This window comes from Rothia sp. 27098_8_27 (assembly GCF_041432805.1).
Lineage (GTDB): Bacteria > Actinomycetota > Actinomycetes > Actinomycetales > Micrococcaceae > Rothia > Rothia mucilaginosa.
Map to the genome: position 1 here is coordinate 1 of NZ_JAPWAJ010000011.1, position 17,636 is coordinate 17,636.

Below are 17,636 nucleotides of genomic sequence, written 5' to 3' on the forward strand. Positions count from 1 at the left end.
ACCTACCAGGACCTAACGACCGACCCCACATCACGCTTCAGAAAGCTCTTCGCCTCCCAACTGGAGGGGAAATAACCTTGCAACATACCCGCACAACGTAGAGTTAAAAGCATGGAACGTATTGAATCTCCCGTCTACCGCAGGCTTGGCAACTCCGGCCTCGTCGTACCCAGCGTCGGCATCGGCTGCAACAACCTCGGCCGCCCCGGCACCCCCACCCGCACCCAAGAAGGTACCAACGAAGTCATCGCCGCCGCAGTCGACGCAGGCATCAGCTTCTTCGACATCGCCGACCTCTACGGCGCCGAACCCGGCCTCTCCGAAACCATGTTCGGCACCGCCCTCACCCAGCTCGGCCTCGACCGCGACGAACTGACCATCGTCACCAAATTCGGTCTGCCAGTCGGCGACCTCAACGGCAACGACCGCAACGCCCGCGGATCCCGCCGCTACATCATGCGCGCCGTCGAAGGTTCCCTCCGCCGCCTCGGCACCGACTACATCGATCTGTACTTCTACCACAGCCCCGACCCCAACACCCCCATTGAAGAAACCCTCAGCGCCCTCGACCAGCTCGTACGCGACGGCAAAGTCCGCTACCTGGGCCACTCCAACTTCTCCGGCTGGCAGCTCGCCCACGCCGAACACTGCGCCCATGAACTCGGCACCGAACGGTTCATCGTCGCTGAAAACCACTACAACCTGCTTGACCGCCGCGCAGAACTCGAAATCCTGCCCGCCGCACGGCACTTCGGCATGGGTGTGCTGCCGTACTTCCCGCTCGCTAACGGCCTGCTGACCGGTAAGTACCGCCGCGACAACATTCCCGCCGGTTCGCGCCTGTCCCACTCCAAGAAGAACGTGCTCGACGCCGCCAACTGGGACCAGCTCGAAGCCTTCCACACCTTCTGCACCGAACGCGGCATCACCGAGGTGCAGGCGGCGTTCTCCTGGCTCGCACAGCAGTCGCCGGTCACCTCCGTCATTGCCGGTGCGACCAGTGCCGAGCAGGTGCGCGCCAACGCACAGGCGGCATGCCTGCGCTTCGACGCTGAGGACCTCGCCGCCCTGGACGCCATCTTCCCGGCACCCGAGAAGATCGCGCTGTTCTAAACTCCGGCTCCCTCTCAAAGGGGCACTCAAGCGGTCGCACGTGTCGGCCGTAAAATATGCTGAAAAATGTCCGCGGTGAGAAATAAATATCACCCGCCGAACGTTTTCGCTAGGATTAGGTGAGGTGTGTCTAACCTGACGCACCTCACCTTACCCATGTACCCACCCCTGCCGCCTGGAAGCAGCCCGGCAGGACCACCCGCCACCGGCACATCAAAGGACACCATGAGCGCACAGAGCACCGCCTCCACCCTGCCCCCTCTGGGCACCGGGAAGCACAGCCGATACCTCGGCATCATCGCACTCATCGCCACCTTCGGCGGTCTACTCTTCGGCTACGACACCGGAGTGATCAACGGCGCGCTCGAACCCATGAGCCGCGAACTCGGCATGGACTCCACCGCCCAAGGCTGGGTCACCGGATCGCTCGCCTTCGCCGCCGCTATCGGCGCACTCGGATGCGGCCGTATCTCTGACCGGTTCGGCCGCCGAACCACCATCATTGGGCTCTCCACCATCTTCTTCATTGGTGCCCTGACCTGCGTGTTCGCACCCAACGTCGCCGTACTCATCACCGGACGCACCCTGCTCGGCCTGGCGGTCGGTGGCGCCTCCGCCGTGGTGCCCGTGTTCCTCGCAGAGCTCGCACCCTACGAAATTCGAGGCTCCCTCTCCGGCCGCAACGAGCTCATGGTCGTGGGCGGTCAGCTTGCCGCATTCATCGTGAACGCCCTCATCGGCAACGTATGGGGCGAACACGACGGCGTGTGGCGCTGGATGTTCGCCATCTGCACCCTGCCCGCCATCGGCCTGTTCGTCGGCATGCTGCGTGTGCCCGAGTCGCCGCGCTGGCTGCTGCGCGTCGGTAAGCGTGAGCAGGCGCTTGAGGTGATGAAGCGCATCCGCTCCACCGAACGTGCTGAAGCTGAAATTGCCGACATTGAACGCACCCTGCAGGCGGAGGCGACCACCCAGAACAATGCGGCGGGTAAGGAAAGCGTGGGCGTGCGCGGCTGGTTCGTGCGCATCCTGCTCGTCGGTATTCTGGTCGGCGCGGGCCAGCAGCTGACCGGCATCAACTCGATCATGTACTACGGCATTAAGGTGCTCAAGGAAGCCGGTTTCAGCGAATCCGCGGCGCTCATCGCGAACATTGCGCCGGGTACGATTGCGGTGCTCGGCTCGATTCTGTCGCTGCGCCTGATGGAGCGTGTGCCGCGCCGCGTCATGGTCATTACCGGCTATAGTTCGACCGCGTTTTTCCACGTGCTGATTGCGGGCGCATCCATGCTGCTGCCCGCCGATAATGCGGCGCGCCCCTGGATTCTGCTGGTGCTCATCGTCTGCTTTGTGGGCGCGATGCAGACCTGCCTGAACGTGTCCACGTGGGTGATTATGAGTGAGCTGTTCCCGCTGCGTGTGCGTGCGGCGGGTATGGGCATTTCGGCGTTTAGCGGCTGGATGATGAACGGTGTGCTGTCGCTGGCGTTCCCCGTGATTCTGGGTGCGGTCGGTCTGACTGGCTCCTTCATCGGCTTTGCCGTGGTGAACGTGGTCATTGCGCTGCTGATGTTCCGCAACCTGCCGGAGACTCGCGGCGTGAGCCTGGAGCAGGTGGAGCGCGGCGTGATGGACGGCAGCATCTACCCCTCCGCAGGCAAGCGCTAAACCTCGGCGGGTTTTTAGGCAAGAATGAGGCGGGCGGCCCCTCCCTGGTGGAGGGGCCGCCCGCCTCGCAATATGCGTTGAAAGACTAATCTGTAGGGTTCTCTGCGAGGAACTCGTCGAGGCCGATGCGGTAGCCGTCATCTTCGGCGCGTGCCTTGCGAAGAGCCTCAATGTCGAGGAGCTCTTCGTACTCTTCCAGCAGCTTCAAATCTTCGTAGGAGATGAGCGCGGCAACAGTCTTACCATTGCGGCTGATGAGGGGACGTTCGCCGGAGAACACGGCTTCGTTGACTTTGGTTCCGAGGTTGTCGCGGAGTTCTTTAAGAGTCGTGACATTGGAACGAGTCCGGTGAGTGGTGACAGTCATGACTGGTTCCTTTCTGGGGTTTGTCCGTTAGCTCCGAGGATAGTTCCTGTGCAAGTTCCATCCAGGGGGCTACTTATATAGTTTATATAGTACAACAATGTAAAGTATGTAAAAAGTGTACACTTTTTCTGCTAAGGTTGAGGGTAAGATTTAAAGCTCTGCCTGAAGGATGCAGATGACTGCAAACCATGTCTCAAACCCCGTGTATCGGGTCGAATTGACGCGCAAAGCAGCGAAAGAACTAAAGAAAATCCAACGAGAAGACCGGACAGCCTTCGAGAAAATTATCGCCTGCCTCCGATCCCTTGGCGATGACCCATATATGACGGGAGTCAAGAAGCTACAGGGCGAAGAAGGGTACAGGGCACGAGTAGGGAATTACCGCATTCTGTACACCATTGATAACGGTGCGGTTGTTGTTGAGGTCTTCCGAGTTGGTCATCGGCGAGAAGTCTATCGCGGCCTGTAGAGTGAGCGCGGCGTGATGGACGGTAGCATCTACCCCTCCGCAGGCAAGCGCTAGATTCGGCGGTTTTTAGGCAAGAATGAGGCGGGCGGCCCCTCCCTGGTGGAGGGGCCGCCCGCCTCGTGCGTCCCGTGACCCGCCGCCCCTCGCGGCGACCGCACCGTTCGTTGAATGAGAAGCAAGGAACCCCTACCCTGCGCCACCAATCCATAAGTGATACGGTCAAAGAAGAACTAATGGATTCACGTGCTGAAATGCACGCCCGACCCTGCACATACGCATCGCCCGGACGCCCGCATCCAGCACGCCACAACTCTATAACGAACACGGGTGAACAATGACTGAGAACGTACACAACGACTGGGACCTCCGAAGCGAAGAAGTGCAGAAAGACCAGGTAGCCGCCTACGACGCAATGCGCCGCCGCTGCCCCGTCGCCCACGACGAATTCATGGGCTACTCCGTCTTCAAAAACGCCGACGTACAGCACGTACTCGACCACCCCGAAATCTACTCCAACGTCGTCTCCACCCGCCACATTGCCGTCCCCAACGGCATGGACGCACCCGAACACACCACCTTCCGCGCGGTCAACGACAAGTACTTCACTCCCGAACGCCTCGAAAAGTTCGCACCCGTCATCCGCGATGCTGTGAAGAGCCTCATCGCAGAACTGCCCCGCGGCGAAGAAGTAGACGTCATGCAGGGCTTCGGTCAGGCATACGCAATGCGCGTGCAGAACGCCTTCATGGGCTGGCCCGCATGCCTCGAACAGCCCCTCACCGAATGGATCGAAAAGAACCGCGTCGCCACCCTGCGCCGCGACCGTGAAGAAATCGCTAAGGTCGCCCTCGAATTCGACGGCTACATCCGTCAGCTACTCGACGAACGCCGCGAGGACGCCGCCGCCGGCAACCCCAAGGACGTCACCGCCGAACTGCTCACCGACACCGTGCAGCTGCCCGGCGAAGAACCCCGCACCATGACCGACGAAGAAATCGTCAGCCTCATCCGCAACTGGACCGTGGGCGAGCTGTCCACCGTCTCCGCAACCGTGGGCGTATTCGTCAACTTCCTGGCACGCAACCGCGCCGAGCAGGACCGCCTGCGCGCATCCCTCGCCGACGGCAACGCACTCGACGACCGCAGCGAAATCGCCCTCGCCGTCGAAGAAATCATGCGACTCGAAGACACCCTCGTCACCAACCGCCGCATCACCACTCAGGACACCGAACTCGGCGGCCGCACCCTGCCCGCCGGCTCCCGCGTGACCATCAACTGGGCAAGCGCCAACCGCGACGAGGACGCCTTCGAAGACGCCCTCACCTACAACCCGCACCGCGACCAGTCCCGCAACCTCGTGTACGGCGACGGCATCCACGTCTGCCCCGGCGCGCCCCTGGCACGCCTGGAACTGCGCATCCTGCTCGAGGAGCTGCTGCGCGGCACCGAGTCCATTGAGATCGCGGACGAGAGCGAGAATCCCGCAACTGTGAACGCCGTGTACCCGGTCTCCGGCTACTCGGTCGTGCGCGCCATCTTTAACTAGGCACGCCCCAGCTCTAAAAGGGCGAGGCGCCGAACCCCTGAGAATGGGGGTCGGCGCCTCGCGCTGTTAAGAGTAAATATAAGAGTGAATAAGTAGGGTAGTGACGGCCGGTATCAGCCGCTCACTATAGATAAAACAGAATATTCCCTGACAGCTATATAGCCTAGTGGACTATCCAAAAAGCTGAATTTAGCGGCCGGAACTCGTCGCCGAAGGCTTCACCGAAGAACCCGCAGAACCGCTCGCAGACGCACGAGCCGAAGCACTCGCAGAAGCCTCCGCCGCAGCCGATGCCGACTCCTCCGGGGACAGAGCCGTACCATCCGCATGAACACCAGCCATCGCCGGAGTCACACCATTCACGAAGCTCAACTTCGCCTGCTTGAACTGGTACTCGGGAGAGCAGGTCAGCTTATACTTCGAATTCGCCAGCTCGCGAATCGACTTCACATAATTCTGAGTCTCCTCATACGGGGGAACACCGCCGTACTTCTCCACAGAACCCGGACCCGCGTTATAACCGGCGAGAACCACATCCTGCAGCTCATCCTCATTGGAGGCGTACTTCGCCAAACGAGTACGCAACTCACCCAGGTAGCGTGCCTGCGCCGCAATCGCATCGTGCGGGTTCAGAACATTACCGCCATTGCCGAAGCTGTAGTGGCCGCCGCTCCACGCATCATCAGTGAACTGTGCAATACCCTTAGCGCCCTGGTGGGACACAACCCCCACACGCCAGTGGCTCTCAGTCTCAATCTGCGCCGCCAGCACGCCGGGGCGGAAACCCGCCACCTTAGAGCCCTCCTCAAAATCGGGTCGGAGAGCCGCCGGAGCATACGAAAGCTCCGTCATACCGCAATAGTCGTCATAGGTGGCTGCCAGGCCGGCAACACCGCCACCCAAAAGAACCGCAGAGGCAATAATTTGCCAATGCGCAAGTGCCCCGGCGAGAAAGCGAAGCGGGAAAGCTTTACGCTGCCGAGGGGAAATTTGTTGATCCGCCGGAACGGAAATGTGGTTGGAGGCGCTCGTAGCGTTACGCTCGGAAGGGGCGCCCGAAGTGCTATCTGCCATTCCTATAGACTAGCGCACCATTGCCGTTTATGGTGAAAAAACTCCCCTCCGTTGAGGTGAAAACCATAGTCAGAGAGTTCTTGGCGCGTCTTTACCGGAGTCAACATCAAGTGCAGGTACAGACTCCGTGCACGTGAAGGATGACCCCACCCGGTACACCTTTGACAGGGAGTACCAGGCGGGGTCAATCCATGATGGGGAGCTTCAGGAGTCCCTAACGGTTCGTCACCACGATCTTGCCGGCGGCACCGCGCTCCATCTCCGAGAAGGAGTGATTCACGAACGTGTACGTGCCAGACTCTAGGAACTGCATCTCCACGAAGCCGCCCTGAGCGGGCGCCAAATCGAGTGCCTGGCTGTGGCCGTCACGGCTACCGAACGCATCTGCGCCGCGGCGCATCAGGTAGCCGCCCTCCTTGTAGACTGTGTCGAATTGCGAACCGACCACGTGGAAGCTCGTGCCGTGGTTCGGGCCAGCCGCCATCACCCAAATACGGATACGCTCGCCCTTCTTCACCTGCAGCGGCTTCGCCTTGTACTGGGTTGCGTGGCCGTTGAACATGGTCAGCGTGGGGGTGCCCGCCGCGATCAGTTCCGGCGAGTTCTCCGCCAGCTTGTTACCGTCGGAGGCGGTCTTGCCGGTGTCGTGCAGGTACGCCTCGCCCTGAACCATCACGTACTCGTGATCGACCGGGTCAAGATCCGCCGGGTCAATGATGACCGCGCCGTACATGCCCTGGGTCATGTGTAGGCTCAGCGGGGCGGTGCCGCAGTGGTACAGCCAGATACCGGCGCCCTTCGCCTCAAAACGGTAGACGAGACGCTCACCGGGGGCGATGGTCTTCATCGTGTTATCGGGGGAGACCATGCCCGCGTGGAAGTCCAGCGAGTGGCCCATCGTGCCGTTATTGATGAGTGTAATTTCAAAAATGTCGCCGACCTTGCCGCGCAGAATCGGTGCCATGTTCTGCCCGTTGAACGTCCACATGTGAACGGTCACGCCGGGCGCCACCTCGCGGTCGACTTCCTCAACTTCCAGGGTGACCTTGCGGACGGTCTTGCCGTTCACCTGCGTGGCGGTGTTCGGCGCCGGGATGTTCGGGTCGCGGTACTTGTAGCCGCTGCCGGGCGCTGCGGACATGTCAATCCTGCTGTTCGCAACGGTCATGAGGGTCGGGGTGCTACCCGACGCGGCGTGGTTGTGGGTGCCCGCAGAACCGTGGTTGTGGCCACCCTGCGCCACCTGGTTTGCGGAGGCGCCGGTGGCCTTCACCTTGAACACCATGCCCAGGGAGCGGTGACCCGCCACGGAGCAGTAGCCTTCCTGGTCGGCGGTAATGACGCCGGCATCAACGGTTTTCGTTTCGCCGGGGTTGATGGTACCGGTGGTTGCGCCGTTGTCGAAGGTCAGGTCGTGGGTCATGCCCTGGTCGTCGTTGGTGACTTCAACAACCAGGCGGTTACCGGCGGGCACCTCCACCTCGGCGGGGGTGAAACGGTAGTTGCTGGTTGCCTTCACCTGCACGGTGGTGGTCTGACCGGTTGCAGCCACGGAACCTGCCGAGGAGAACGACGGCAGGTTCAGCGCGGACGGGTTCACCGCAAAGCCCAGCAGGAACGCCATGGCGACTGCGAGTGCCGCCTGGAAGCTCTGCTTGGCGTGCGGGACGGGCTCGGGGGTGAGCGCCTCCTGGTTGAAGGCGGGCTTCTCACCGCGGGCGCGTGCCGCCATCATTTCCTTGCGGGTGTTCACGGACGCCTTCACGCCGCGCACCATGAGCGGAATGAACGCAATGAGCGCCAACGCACCCACGATAGCGACGGCAATCTTAATGGACTGGCCCACCATGGAGCTGGGCATCATGAAGATGAGCAGCGCCAGGTTCACAGCGGTTACGCGTGCCGCCGCGAAACGGCTGAACTCCTTGTTGGAGGCGCGCACCACCGCCGGGCCGCCACCCATACGCTGCGGCAGCAGGTAGCTCATCGCGCCAAGCAGCAGCTGCAGCAGGAAGCCGACCACAAAGATGGGGGTCACGGCGCGCATGTCCAGCTGCGCGAAGGGGACGGTCGCCACCAGGTAGGCGGTCGCTGCTACACCAACAATCAGCCAGAGGAAGCCCATACCCACGCTCATGGGCGGGTACTCGTTCGGGCGCTTGGTGCGCAGGGTACGCACCATTACCCAGGCGACAATCAGCAGGGCAACCAGGTAGACGACCAGGCCGGCTGCGGCGAGCGGACGCATCCCTAAAATCGCGCCGACAACGGTCAACGCCAAGCCACCGCACATCAGGTACAGGGCGCGCAGACTGTGAGTAAGCGCCTTATCAACCATCTTGGTGCGCAGCATGGTCGGCCAGAACGTCACAAGCGTACCCACCACGGTAATGCCGACAAAGCCAAGCACGTTCACGACTTCATGGGCAAGCAAGAACTGCGAATGCAGGGTGCCCTTCAGGTTCGGGTAGGCAATCATGCCGCCAAACGCCGCACCGAGGGGCAGCAGCAACGCCGCAACAATGTAGAAGCGAATGGTCACACCGAACCGCGACGGCAGAGCCTGACGCACCTGCTTCAGCAGGTAGATGCCGTGCCAGGCGACCATCGAACCGACAATGAGGGCGCCCACCACCGTGGCGGCGTAGAGGCCGGGCACGCTCAGCTGACCGACCATGCCGATCATGAGCACGAGAATACCGGCGTTCAGAATGAAGATGCGGCGCACCTGGGTTCCGCGGTGCTCGTCAGGAATCTTGATTTTCATGAGCGCTTCGGTGAAGTGCTGCGACCAAATCAGAATCGAGTTCGTAATCAGGCCGAGGGTGATAATGTGCACCATCAGCCAGCCGCTATTCGGGATAAACCTGTGCAGCAGAAGTACGCCGACAAGGGTAAACATCCAGTGGGAGACCGGCTTGGAGGCGCGACGATGCCACGTACCGCGACCGGATGCGCGGCGTGCAATCTCTTCGGGGGTGAGGTTCGCGCCGGGCATATCAGCCGGACGCGCGCTAATGCTCAGGCCGGAGGAGCCGCCTCCGGAGACGTTTACGCCTGCGGGCTTGCTACTCGTGTTCTCACCTTCGGGTGGGGTGCCGAGATGTTCACTCACGTGATCACTGCTTTCACTGCTGGTTGTTCGTGGACGTCGGTGTGCGGGTCGGCACCCGGTACCCCTGCATTGGGGCGGGTGCCAATAAGCCCATTATATTGCCCGGATAGTACCAATTTTGAAGACATGACGTGCATATGAAGGCGGCTCATATCGTGATAGTTGTGCTTGTGCGCTCAAGTGATTCTTACCCTGCGAATCTCCCCCTGTGAATCTTCGCCCCAATGCACCCTTCACAGGTGCGCGCGATAAACTATTAGGATTCCAAAATCAGATGCCCGCCCACCCTACGCGCGCATCCGTCGGCACCAAGGTAAGGACAAGCACCTCGTGACAAGGACTGACTCCACCACCCCCATCTGGGGAAAAATCGCTATTGTGGCGCTCATCCTCATGGTGGTGTGCGGTTACCTCTTTGAAATCCTTATTGCCCCCTTCGGCGGCCTGGACTTTTCCATCTACCGCATGGGTGCCATGACTATCTTCGACAATGAAGGGTTTACCAAGGATCTATACGCGCCAGTATTTATTGAAATTGGGGTGTTGAAGCTCCCCTTTACCTATCCGCCGTTTGCGGCTCTCGTCTTCCTGCCCTTTGCGTTCCTGCCGCTTGAGGTAGGCAAAGCCATTATGGTGCTGGGAATCACGGCCGCCGCTTGGTGGCTTTCGGCCACTATCTATAACTATGCCCAGACTTCCGGTCGTGCGTTACCCCTGCAGGGTCGCCTCGGCCGTACCGGAACTATCGCTGCCTTGACCATCGTGGTGATGCTGTGCGGCCCGTGGCGACGTACTTTTCACCTCATGCAGATTAATCCGCTCATTATGGCGCTGATTCTTGCCGATTTTGTGCGTCCGGCAACCCGCGTGCCGCGCGGTGTGCTCGTCGGTATTGCGGGTGGCTTAAAGCTTACTCCGCTGGTCTTCGGCCTTATCCTGCTGGTGCGCCGCGACTGGAAGGGCATCGCGGCCCTGGGCGCCACCTTCCTGGCCACAATTGCGGTCGGTTTTATCCTTTTGCCGAATGAGGCTCCCCAATTCTGGTTCTCAGCAATCTCTGACTCCTCCCGCGTGGGCGACATTAACTTCGTGGATAATATTTCCATCCAGGGTTGGCTCATGCACTTCGGTCTGAAGGGCACAGCCCTCAAGCTCGGCTTCTACGCCCTGGCCGCGCTCAGCATTGCCTTGGTTGCCGTGTTGCTCTACCAGCTTGAACGCCGCGGCAAAACCCTTGCACAGGTGGCTGTGACCGGCACTCTTATGGTGGCACTTTCACCGATTAGTTGGTCGCACCACAATGTTCTCCTGCCGCTACTGCTGGCAGCCCTTATCCTGGACGCATTCCCCACCTTTATGGTGTATCTTCCCTCCGCGGCACGAAAAATTGCGTGCGTGCTGGCGTGGGTGGCCGGTGTGGGCCTGTATATTTCGCCGCGTATTATTGGCGGTATCACCCAGCTAGATATGAATGGCTTGGAATTCCTATGGGCGCCCGGCGTAGCTATTGGTGGCTTTCCCTCCTTTGCCCTGTGGGCTACGGTCATGTTCTGGGCGGTAGCCTCGCTGAGTACGCCGGTGCGTGGCGCGAAGGTTGAGCCTGTGCAGTACGGTTCCGTGCCTAGCGATGCGCCGCTGGGCTGGTGGGGCGCTCGCGCCCTGGTGACCGAGAGTGCCGAGTCTGTGCGTGCCGCTGATTCTCGTGAGGCAACCGCGTGAGCCGCGATAAGGAACTAGAAAAGACCCCTGTGAAGAATACTGACAAGAACTTAGCTACGACCACGGAGAACACCGAGGCGGCTGCGGCTATAATCCCATGGGCTTCGGCTGGCTCTACTGCTGAACCTGCACCGGTTGCGGAACCGGTTGTAGAAAGCGCGGAGCTTGCCGCATCCTCTGTAGCCACCGCGGAAAAAGCGGCAAAGGAAGAAGTCGCCGAAGAACCCGCCAAGGAGCTCGCCAAGCCTGCGCGTCGCAGCTTCTTTGACCGTATCCCCGGCATGCGTAGCGGCGCTCTCTGGGCGCACCTGCTGTTCATCCTGGTTGCCCTCTACGCCTTCGACTACGTGACGCACGCGGCGGCTGACGATATTTACGTGTACCGCCTGGGTGCTGTCTCCCTGGCGGACGGCCCGGACGGCTACCAGCTGTACACTTTCCGCACGCGCGGCCTGCCGTTCACCTACCCGCCGTTTGCGGCGCTGCTCTTCTACCCGCTTGCGTTCCTCACCGAGCCGCAGAGCATGCTGCTGATTACCGCCATTATTTGTGCGCTCTGCTACTGGTGCGCGTACCTGCTGTACTCCTACGCGCGTAGCCGCTCGTGGCGTCTGCCGTTGCAGAAGCACCTGGGTCATTGGGGTATGGTGTCGCTGATTGCGGCGCTGATTTGGATGTGCGGCCCGTGGCGTTTGACCACGCATTTTGGGCAGATTAACGCCATCATTCTGATGCTGATTCTCGCCGATTTTATGCGCCCGGCAACCCGCGTTCCGCGCGGTGTGCTGCTGGGTATTGCGGCGGGTATTAAGCTGACCCCGCTCGCGTTCGGTCTGCTGTTGCTCATGCGTAAGGACTGGAAGGGCATTGTGACCCTGGGTGCTAGCTTCGCTGCGACCGTGGGTATTGGCTTCCTGGTGATCCGTGAGGAGTCGCTGACGTTCTGGTTCCACGCGGTGCATGACACTTCGCGTGTGGGCTGGTTCAGCTACTTCGATAACGTGTCGATTATGGGCACGCTGACCCACGCGGGCCTGCAGCACCACCTGACGGCTACCGCCCTGTCGGTGGTGCAGGTGGCGTTGACCCTGCTGATTGTGCTGGTTACGGCGGTTCTGCTGGTTCCGCTGATTCGTGCCCGCGCACTCATGGCGCAGCTGGCGCTGACCGCGTTCATGATGCTGCAGATTTCGCCGATTAGCTGGTCGCACCACAACACCTGGTACCCGCTGATGCTCGCCGCCGTGGTCATGGAAATCTTCCCGCTCATGTACCAGCGGGTCAGCTCCTTCGTCTTCACACTGGCTGTTATCTTGGCGACTGCGGCGCTGGTGGGCATGTACATTTCGCCGTTCTGGATTGTGCTGGCGTTCTCCCCGCACTTCAACGCGGATCAGATTCTGATGGTGCCCGAAGGCTCCCTGGGTCTGATGGCGGGCACCATGCCGTACCAGCTGATGTACCTGTTTATTCTGGTGACGTTCTTTGTGTACCTGGCGAATCGTCAGCTGGTGGAACGTGCGGCACGTACCGCGGGCGCCGAACTGGCGGAGGCGAAGTACTCCCGCTAAGGCAGCGGGCGCCTCCAGCAAGTGCACAGACCTCACCGGGCATAAAAGTATCCCCCGCACCCATCACGGATGCGGGGGATACCTTATACCCAGCCTGCTGACCTAGTCAGCCAAGCCGCTAGTTAGTGCCGATGCTCCAGGTGACCGCGGAGTCGGTACGAACCTGCAGGTAGCTCTTGTTGCTCTGAACCCACTGCATGCTGCTCTTCACAGTCGGCATGGTCGAGGAGAAGAACGGGTCGTTCTTGGTCGCGTTCAGAACGTTGAAGCCGCGGGTGGTCGGGCCGCTGGTCTGGAACTCCATGGTTGCCTCGGTGCCTTCGTAGGTGAAAGCGTAGAAGTTCATGGTGCTCTGGAACTTCTCACCCTTCTTGTAGTGGGGTGCGGAGTCTGCATCGTAGACGCGGATGGTCCATTCGCCCTTACCGGTCAGCTCCAGCTTGCGGGTGGGGGTGGAGTGGCCGCTCGCGTCAATCCATGCGGTGCCCTTGAGCTCCTTGTTGTCGCGGGTGGAGTCGATAACGCTCACACCCGAGGCGATGTTGCCCTTATCGTCACGGCTGGTGATGAAAGCGTTAACCACACCGTCTGCGGGCTTGAACTCGTAGTAGAGCAGGCCTGCGGACACATCGCCCTTGATCTTCTCAATGTCGATGGTGTCCTTGTTGTCGGCGACGGTCTTCTTGTACTCCTTGAACTCGCCCTCGGGCATCTTCGCTTCAGCAGCAGCAACCGGCGCTGCGGAAGAAGCCGAAGCCGCTGCCGCGCTCTCAGATGCGGGTGCCGAAGAAGCCTCAGAGGATGCCGCCGCGGAAGACGCCTCAGCGGAAGTAGCTGCCGCGCTCGATGCCGCCGCAGAATTGGAGGCGGGGTTCGAGCCGCCACGCGGAATCAGCATGACAATCGCCAGGATGATGACAATCAGCAGAGCCAGCGCACCACCGATAACACCCCACAGCTTGGTGCCGGAGAACAGACCCTTCTTCTCGGAGTCGTCCTCGCCCTGACCTGCGGGCTCGGTGACGTAGGGGTTGCTCAGTGCCACGGTTGCCTGGTCCTGATCGGACACCTGACCTGCGTAGGGCTGCTGAGCGTTGTACGGCTGACCCTGGTAGGGGTTGTTCTGGTACTGGCCGCCCTGGACGTTCTGGCCGTCCTGGAAGCCCTGACCCTGGAAGCCCTGGCCCTGGTACTGGCCACCCTGGAAGTTCTGGCCCTGGAAGCCCTCACCCTGGAAGCCTTCAGCCTGGTTCGGCTGGAAGCCGTTCTGTGCCTGACCCGCCGGGATGAACTGTGCGTTCTGGACGCCCTGCGCGTTCTGGCCGGGCTGCATGTTCTGACCGGGCTGTTCCGAGAGGTTCACGGTACGCTCGGACAGGTTGACGGTGCGCTCGGTTTCGGGGGTGTGGAACTCAACGAGCGGGGAGCTCTCAATAGTGTGGGCAGCCTCTTCGGTGGGGGCAGGAGCCTCAGCTGCGGGAGCATCAGCGACCGGTTCAGCTGCCGCCGGTGCCTCGGGGGCAACCTCGGCGACGGGCTCAACAATAACGGGCTCTGCAACAGGTTCGGAAACGACCGGCTCGGACAGTGCGGGCTCAGCAACCGGAGCCTCAACAACGTGCGCCTCAACGGGCTGCTCGGAAGCAACCTGCTCAGCTGCGGGAGCTTCAGCCACAGCCTTTTCAGCCGCAGTCTCTTCAACGGAAGCCTGCGGGGTCAGAACCTGCTCGGGCAGAGCGGTACCGGTCAGCGGAACCTGAGTCAGGTGACGCATCGGTTTGGGCTCGGAGGATTCCTCAGCGGACTCCTGAACGGACTCAGCTGCGGGTGCTTCTACCTGCTGTGCCTCAACGTGGGATGCCTCAGCCTGGGGTGCTGCCACCTCCGGAACCTCGACGACCTGCTCACCTTCGAGCTCAGCGGCGAGCTGCTCCAGGTCAACGTCCTCAACGGTCAGCGGTGCCGCGACCTCGGCGGGCTGCTCAGCTTCAACAGCAGGCTCAGCAACCTGCTCAGCGGGAGCCGCCTCGGTAGCGGGCTCCTCGGGAATCAGCGGCTCAATAGTAGCCTCTTCAACCTGAATGGGTTCGGGCTCGGGCTCTTCGACCCACAGCTGCCAACCTTCAGGAACGGGACCCCACGCGGGGTCAGGACGCCACGTAGGAGTGGGGGCCCATCCAGCAGGAGGAGCGGGCCAGTTGGGCGGCGGATTGAAGACGAGTGCCATAAGAAAGCAGCCTTTCTGGTGCTGAAAAAACACCCCGGAAGAGCGGTCATCAGCGACTATGTATATGAGCGTATTATCGCTACAAATTATGGCATAGGTTCAGAAAATGAACCCCGTGAATGGTGGGTTTTTAGCCTTATTCACGGCTTTTTCAATGGTTTTGGAACATTCCGTATCAATCAGTACTTGAAGGTTGCCGCATGCCCGGTCACCATCGAGCCCGCGGAGGCTAGGATTAAAGAATGAACACGACACCGCCTCCCGCACCCCCGCAGGTAGCCGCCGGAACCCCCGCTGCTCCTGCGCCTGTTGCAGGTCTTGCCTACCACCGTCTCTCCCACGCCGACCCGAAATCCCGCTGGTTCTCACCCCTGCTGGAAGGTCTGCTCGGCGTCGCCGTATTTATTGGCCTCAACCTAATCATTTCAGTTGCCCTGGCTGTGGCGATTATGGGTTCGGGACTTTCCCTCCAGGATGTAGCTACGAACCGCTCCGTCATTATGGAACACCCGGCGCTGTTCGCCCTGACCTTCCTCTCCCTGATCGCCATTGTGCCTTCGCTCTTTCTGGCGCGCCTGGTCGTGGGCCCGAAGCCCTGGGGTTTGATCCATTCGGTGGCGGGCCGTCTGCGCCGCTCGCTACTGATTCCGTACCTGGGTTTGAGCTTCGCTGTCTACGGCATCTACTACGCCGTGATGCTGGCGTTGAGCGGTGAGAGCCTGCCCGAATACCGCTATTTTCAACCTCCACAGGTTGAATTTTGGGTTTATGTGGCGATGATGCTGCTCCTGGTGCCCGTGCAGTGCTACGCCGAAGAGCTCGCCTACCGCGGCTTCATGATGCAGATGCTGGGCCGTTGGCTCCGCACCCCCTGGCTGCCGATTGTGCTGCCCGCCGCGCTGTTCATGCTCTCCCACGCCTACGACCCCTGGGGTCAGAGCACGATTCTCGCGATGGGTATTTATGCGGGTTTTCTCTGCTGGTACACCGGCGGCCTGGAAGCCTCCATCAGCCTGCACGTGGCAAATAACGTGATCCTGATGCTGCTGTCCATGGTGGCTGGTCTGGATCCGTTCGCCTCCGAGGGCGTGACCCCCGTGGATGCGCTGCAGGGTATTGCGCTGGAAGGCGTGTACGTGGTGCTCGCCTGCCTGATCTTCAACGCACGCGCTCGCCGCGGCGAGGTTTCACGTGAAACACAACCGCTCAAGGCTGATAAATAGGCTATTTGGCGGGTTGCTCTAGCTCAGCTACCCCAACCCGCCCGCCCCGCTCCATTCGAGCCTCACCAGGGCTATTACTCCACGCCGCGTGGACTACCAGCCCCGGTCACCCCGTCAACACCCAAGAAAAGGTAGGGTTAAACCATGACTGTTGATGCTGTAAAAAATATTGAAGACCTCGCCGCATTCGTGGCGGAGTCGCCGGTCTCTTACCTCGCCGCGCGCACGGTAGCGCGCCGCCTGCAAGCAGCAGGCTTCACCGAGCTTGTAGAGACCGAAGCATGGGACCCGCAGATCGCAACCGGCCGCCACTTCGTCGTCCGTGACGGCGCGATTATCGCCTGGGCTGGCGGCGCGAAGGCGCAGAAGGCAAGCGGCTACCGCGTGCTGGGTGCGCACACCGACTCGCCCTCCCTAAAGGTCAAGCCTTCTTCCTCCATCACCACGAAGGGCTGGCACCAGATTGCCGTGGAGAATTACGGTGGTGCACTGCTGAACTCTTTCCTGGACCGCGAGCTGTGCGTGGCGGGCCGCCTCACCGTCCTTGAGGGCGGGGAGTTGAAGGACCGCCTGGTGCGCACCGGCGCGATTGCGCGCATCCCGCAGCTGGCGCCGCACCTGGACCACAAGCGTAACGAACTGGTGCTGGACAAGCAGTTCAACATGTACCCCGTGTGGGGTGTGGATCCGGCGGAGAACGACGTGCTCGGCTACATGGCGAAGCACGTGATTGACGGTGAGCCGGTCGACCCGCAGAGCATTGTGGGTTACGACCTGCTGTTCGTTGATTCGCAGCCGCCGCGCCGTTTTGGTGCGGATCAGGAGCTGTTCGCTTCTGGCCGCCTGGATAACCTGTCTTCGGTGCACGCGGGTTTGACCGCCCTGGAGCGTTACGTTGCCGATAATGCGGATGAGCACGCCACCGAGACTGTGATGCTTGCGGCGTTTGACCATGAGGAGCTTGGTTCGGAGTCGCGTAGTGGTGCGGCGGGCCCGTTCCTGGAGGATATTTTGGTGCGCCTGTCCGCTGCGCGCGGTGAGAGCACGGAGGAGTACCGCCGTTCGGTGGCGGCGTCGTTCTGCCTGTCGGCTGATGCCGGTCACCTGGTGCACCCGAACTATCAGGGTCACCACGACCCGACCGTGCAGCCGCTGCCCGGTGGTGGCCCGCTGTTGAAGATTAACGCGAACCAGCGTTACGCGACGGATTCGGTGGGTGCTGGAGTGTTTGCGGCGGCGTGCGCGAAGGCTGGTGTGCCGTATCAGGAGTTCGTGTCGAATAACAATATGCCGTGTGGTTCGACGATTGGCCCGATCACGGCGACTCGCCTGGGTATGCGCACTGTGGATGTGGGTATTGGTTTGCTGTCGATGCATTCGATGCGCGAGATGTGCCATGTGGACGATATGGCGTACATGACGCGCGCGGTGGAGGGCTTCTTCCGCCTCTAAATTGAATCCCGCTGAGGTATGAGCAGCTGGGGTGTGGGTGCCGGGAACGTAAGGTTCCCGGCGCCCATATTTTTTAAAAATTTTTCAAAATT

12 protein-coding genes are annotated in these 17,636 nt (G+C 61.1%); 8 read left to right on the forward strand and 4 right to left on the reverse strand.

The genetic code is table 11. The features are described from left to right. Positions 1 to 111: 111 nt before the first annotated feature. Both O3675_RS08875 and O3675_RS08880 read left to right on the forward strand, forming a co-directional pair. The gene (locus O3675_RS08875; protein WP_049327436.1) at positions 112 to 1,113 is read left to right on the forward strand and encodes an aldo/keto reductase; all 1,002 of its coding nucleotides are present in this window, start codon (positions 112 to 114) and stop codon (positions 1,111 to 1,113) included. Positions 1,114 to 1,338: 225 nt separating this feature from the next. Continuing rightward, positions 1,339 to 2,781: a sugar porter family MFS transporter gene (locus O3675_RS08880; protein WP_371572108.1), complete on the forward strand. Its 1,443-nt coding sequence runs from the start codon at positions 1,339 to 1,341 to the stop codon at positions 2,779 to 2,781. An 85-nt stretch (positions 2,782 to 2,866) separates the two neighbouring features. Here O3675_RS08880 and O3675_RS08885 read toward each other — a convergent pair whose 3' ends face one another. Then, positions 2,867 to 3,148, reverse strand: a complete 282-nt coding sequence (locus O3675_RS08885; protein WP_070685915.1) for a type II toxin-antitoxin system prevent-host-death family antitoxin — start codon at positions 3,146 to 3,148, stop codon at positions 2,867 to 2,869. A gap of 175 nt (positions 3,149 to 3,323) precedes the next feature. Here O3675_RS08885 and O3675_RS08890 point away from each other — a divergent pair, with 175 nt between their 5' ends. Next, a complete protein-coding gene (locus O3675_RS08890; protein WP_044143528.1) occupies positions 3,324 to 3,617 on the forward strand; it encodes a type II toxin-antitoxin system RelE/ParE family toxin in 294 nt (97 codons plus the stop codon). 334 nt (positions 3,618 to 3,951) lie between these two features. After that, positions 3,952 to 5,163, forward strand: a complete 1,212-nt coding sequence (locus O3675_RS08895; protein ID WP_371572110.1) for a cytochrome P450 — start codon at positions 3,952 to 3,954, stop codon at positions 5,161 to 5,163. A 189-nt stretch (positions 5,164 to 5,352) separates the two neighbouring features. Here the strand turns inward: O3675_RS08895 and O3675_RS08900 are convergent, their stop codons facing one another. Together O3675_RS08900 and O3675_RS08905 are read right to left on the reverse strand one after the other, a co-directional pair. Next, positions 5,353 to 6,237 carry a lytic transglycosylase domain-containing protein gene (locus O3675_RS08900; protein ID WP_371572112.1) on the reverse strand — a complete coding sequence of 295 codons (885 nt, stop codon included), beginning with the start codon at positions 6,235 to 6,237 and terminating at the stop codon, positions 5,353 to 5,355. A gap of 214 nt (positions 6,238 to 6,451) precedes the next feature. Continuing rightward, the gene (locus O3675_RS08905; RefSeq protein WP_371572114.1) at positions 6,452 to 9,352 is read right to left on the reverse strand and encodes a multicopper oxidase domain-containing protein; all 2,901 of its coding nucleotides are present in this window, start codon (positions 9,350 to 9,352) and stop codon (positions 6,452 to 6,454) included. A gap of 330 nt (positions 9,353 to 9,682) precedes the next feature. Here O3675_RS08905 and O3675_RS08910 point away from each other — a divergent pair, with 330 nt between their 5' ends. Together O3675_RS08910 and O3675_RS08915 are read left to right on the forward strand one after the other, a co-directional pair. Further along, positions 9,683 to 11,071, forward strand: coding sequence for a glycosyltransferase 87 family protein (locus tag O3675_RS08910; RefSeq protein WP_314849289.1), 1,389 nt, complete (start codon positions 9,683 to 9,685; stop codon positions 11,069 to 11,071). Further along, a complete protein-coding gene (locus tag O3675_RS08915; RefSeq protein WP_371572116.1) occupies positions 11,068 to 12,642 on the forward strand; it encodes a glycosyltransferase 87 family protein in 1,575 nt (524 codons plus the stop codon). The genes O3675_RS08910 and O3675_RS08915 overlap by 4 nt, the downstream gene beginning before the upstream one ends. Before the next feature lie 118 nt (positions 12,643 to 12,760). On the opposite strand, the gene O3675_RS08920 is transcribed toward O3675_RS08915, so the two are convergent. After that, positions 12,761 to 14,869: a hypothetical protein gene (locus O3675_RS08920; RefSeq protein WP_371572118.1), complete on the reverse strand. Its 2,109-nt coding sequence runs from the start codon at positions 14,867 to 14,869 to the stop codon at positions 12,761 to 12,763. A 242-nt stretch (positions 14,870 to 15,111) separates the two neighbouring features. Between O3675_RS08920 and O3675_RS08925 the strand changes: the two genes are divergently transcribed. Further along, on the forward strand, positions 15,112 to 16,092 hold the full coding sequence (locus O3675_RS08925; RefSeq protein ID WP_371572120.1) for a lysostaphin resistance A-like protein: 981 nt from the start codon (positions 15,112 to 15,114) through the stop codon (positions 16,090 to 16,092). A gap of 144 nt (positions 16,093 to 16,236) precedes the next feature. Then, entirely contained in the window at positions 16,237 to 17,544 is a 1,308-nt protein-coding gene (locus O3675_RS08930) for a M18 family aminopeptidase (protein ID WP_371572122.1), read from the forward strand. Positions 17,545 to 17,636 lie beyond the last annotated feature (92 nt).

What these genes read in the sequence shown, in the direction of transcription:
- O3675_RS08920 (WP_371572118.1), bottom strand. Translation starts at nt 14,869, where the DNA reads ATGGCACTCGTCTTCAATCCGCCGCCCAACTGGCCCGCTCCTCCTGCT.
- O3675_RS08895 (WP_371572110.1), top strand. Translation starts at nt 3,952, where the DNA reads ATGACTGAGAACGTACACAACGACTGGGACCTCCGAAGCGAAGAAGTG.
- O3675_RS08930 (WP_371572122.1), top strand. Translation starts at nt 16,237, where the DNA reads ATGACTGTTGATGCTGTAAAAAATATTGAAGACCTCGCCGCATTCGTG.
- O3675_RS08890 (WP_044143528.1), top strand. Translation starts at nt 3,324, where the DNA reads ATGACTGCAAACCATGTCTCAAACCCCGTGTATCGGGTCGAATTGACG.
- O3675_RS08885 (WP_070685915.1), bottom strand. Translation starts at nt 3,148, where the DNA reads ATGACTGTCACCACTCACCGGACTCGTTCCAATGTCACGACTCTTAAA.
- O3675_RS08900 (WP_371572112.1), bottom strand. Translation starts at nt 6,237, where the DNA reads ATGGCAGATAGCACTTCGGGCGCCCCTTCCGAGCGTAACGCTACGAGC.
- O3675_RS08925 (WP_371572120.1), top strand. Translation starts at nt 15,112, where the DNA reads ATGAACACGACACCGCCTCCCGCACCCCCGCAGGTAGCCGCCGGAACC.
- O3675_RS08880 (WP_371572108.1), top strand. Translation starts at nt 1,339, where the DNA reads ATGAGCGCACAGAGCACCGCCTCCACCCTGCCCCCTCTGGGCACCGGG.
- O3675_RS08875 (WP_049327436.1), top strand. Translation starts at nt 112, where the DNA reads ATGGAACGTATTGAATCTCCCGTCTACCGCAGGCTTGGCAACTCCGGC.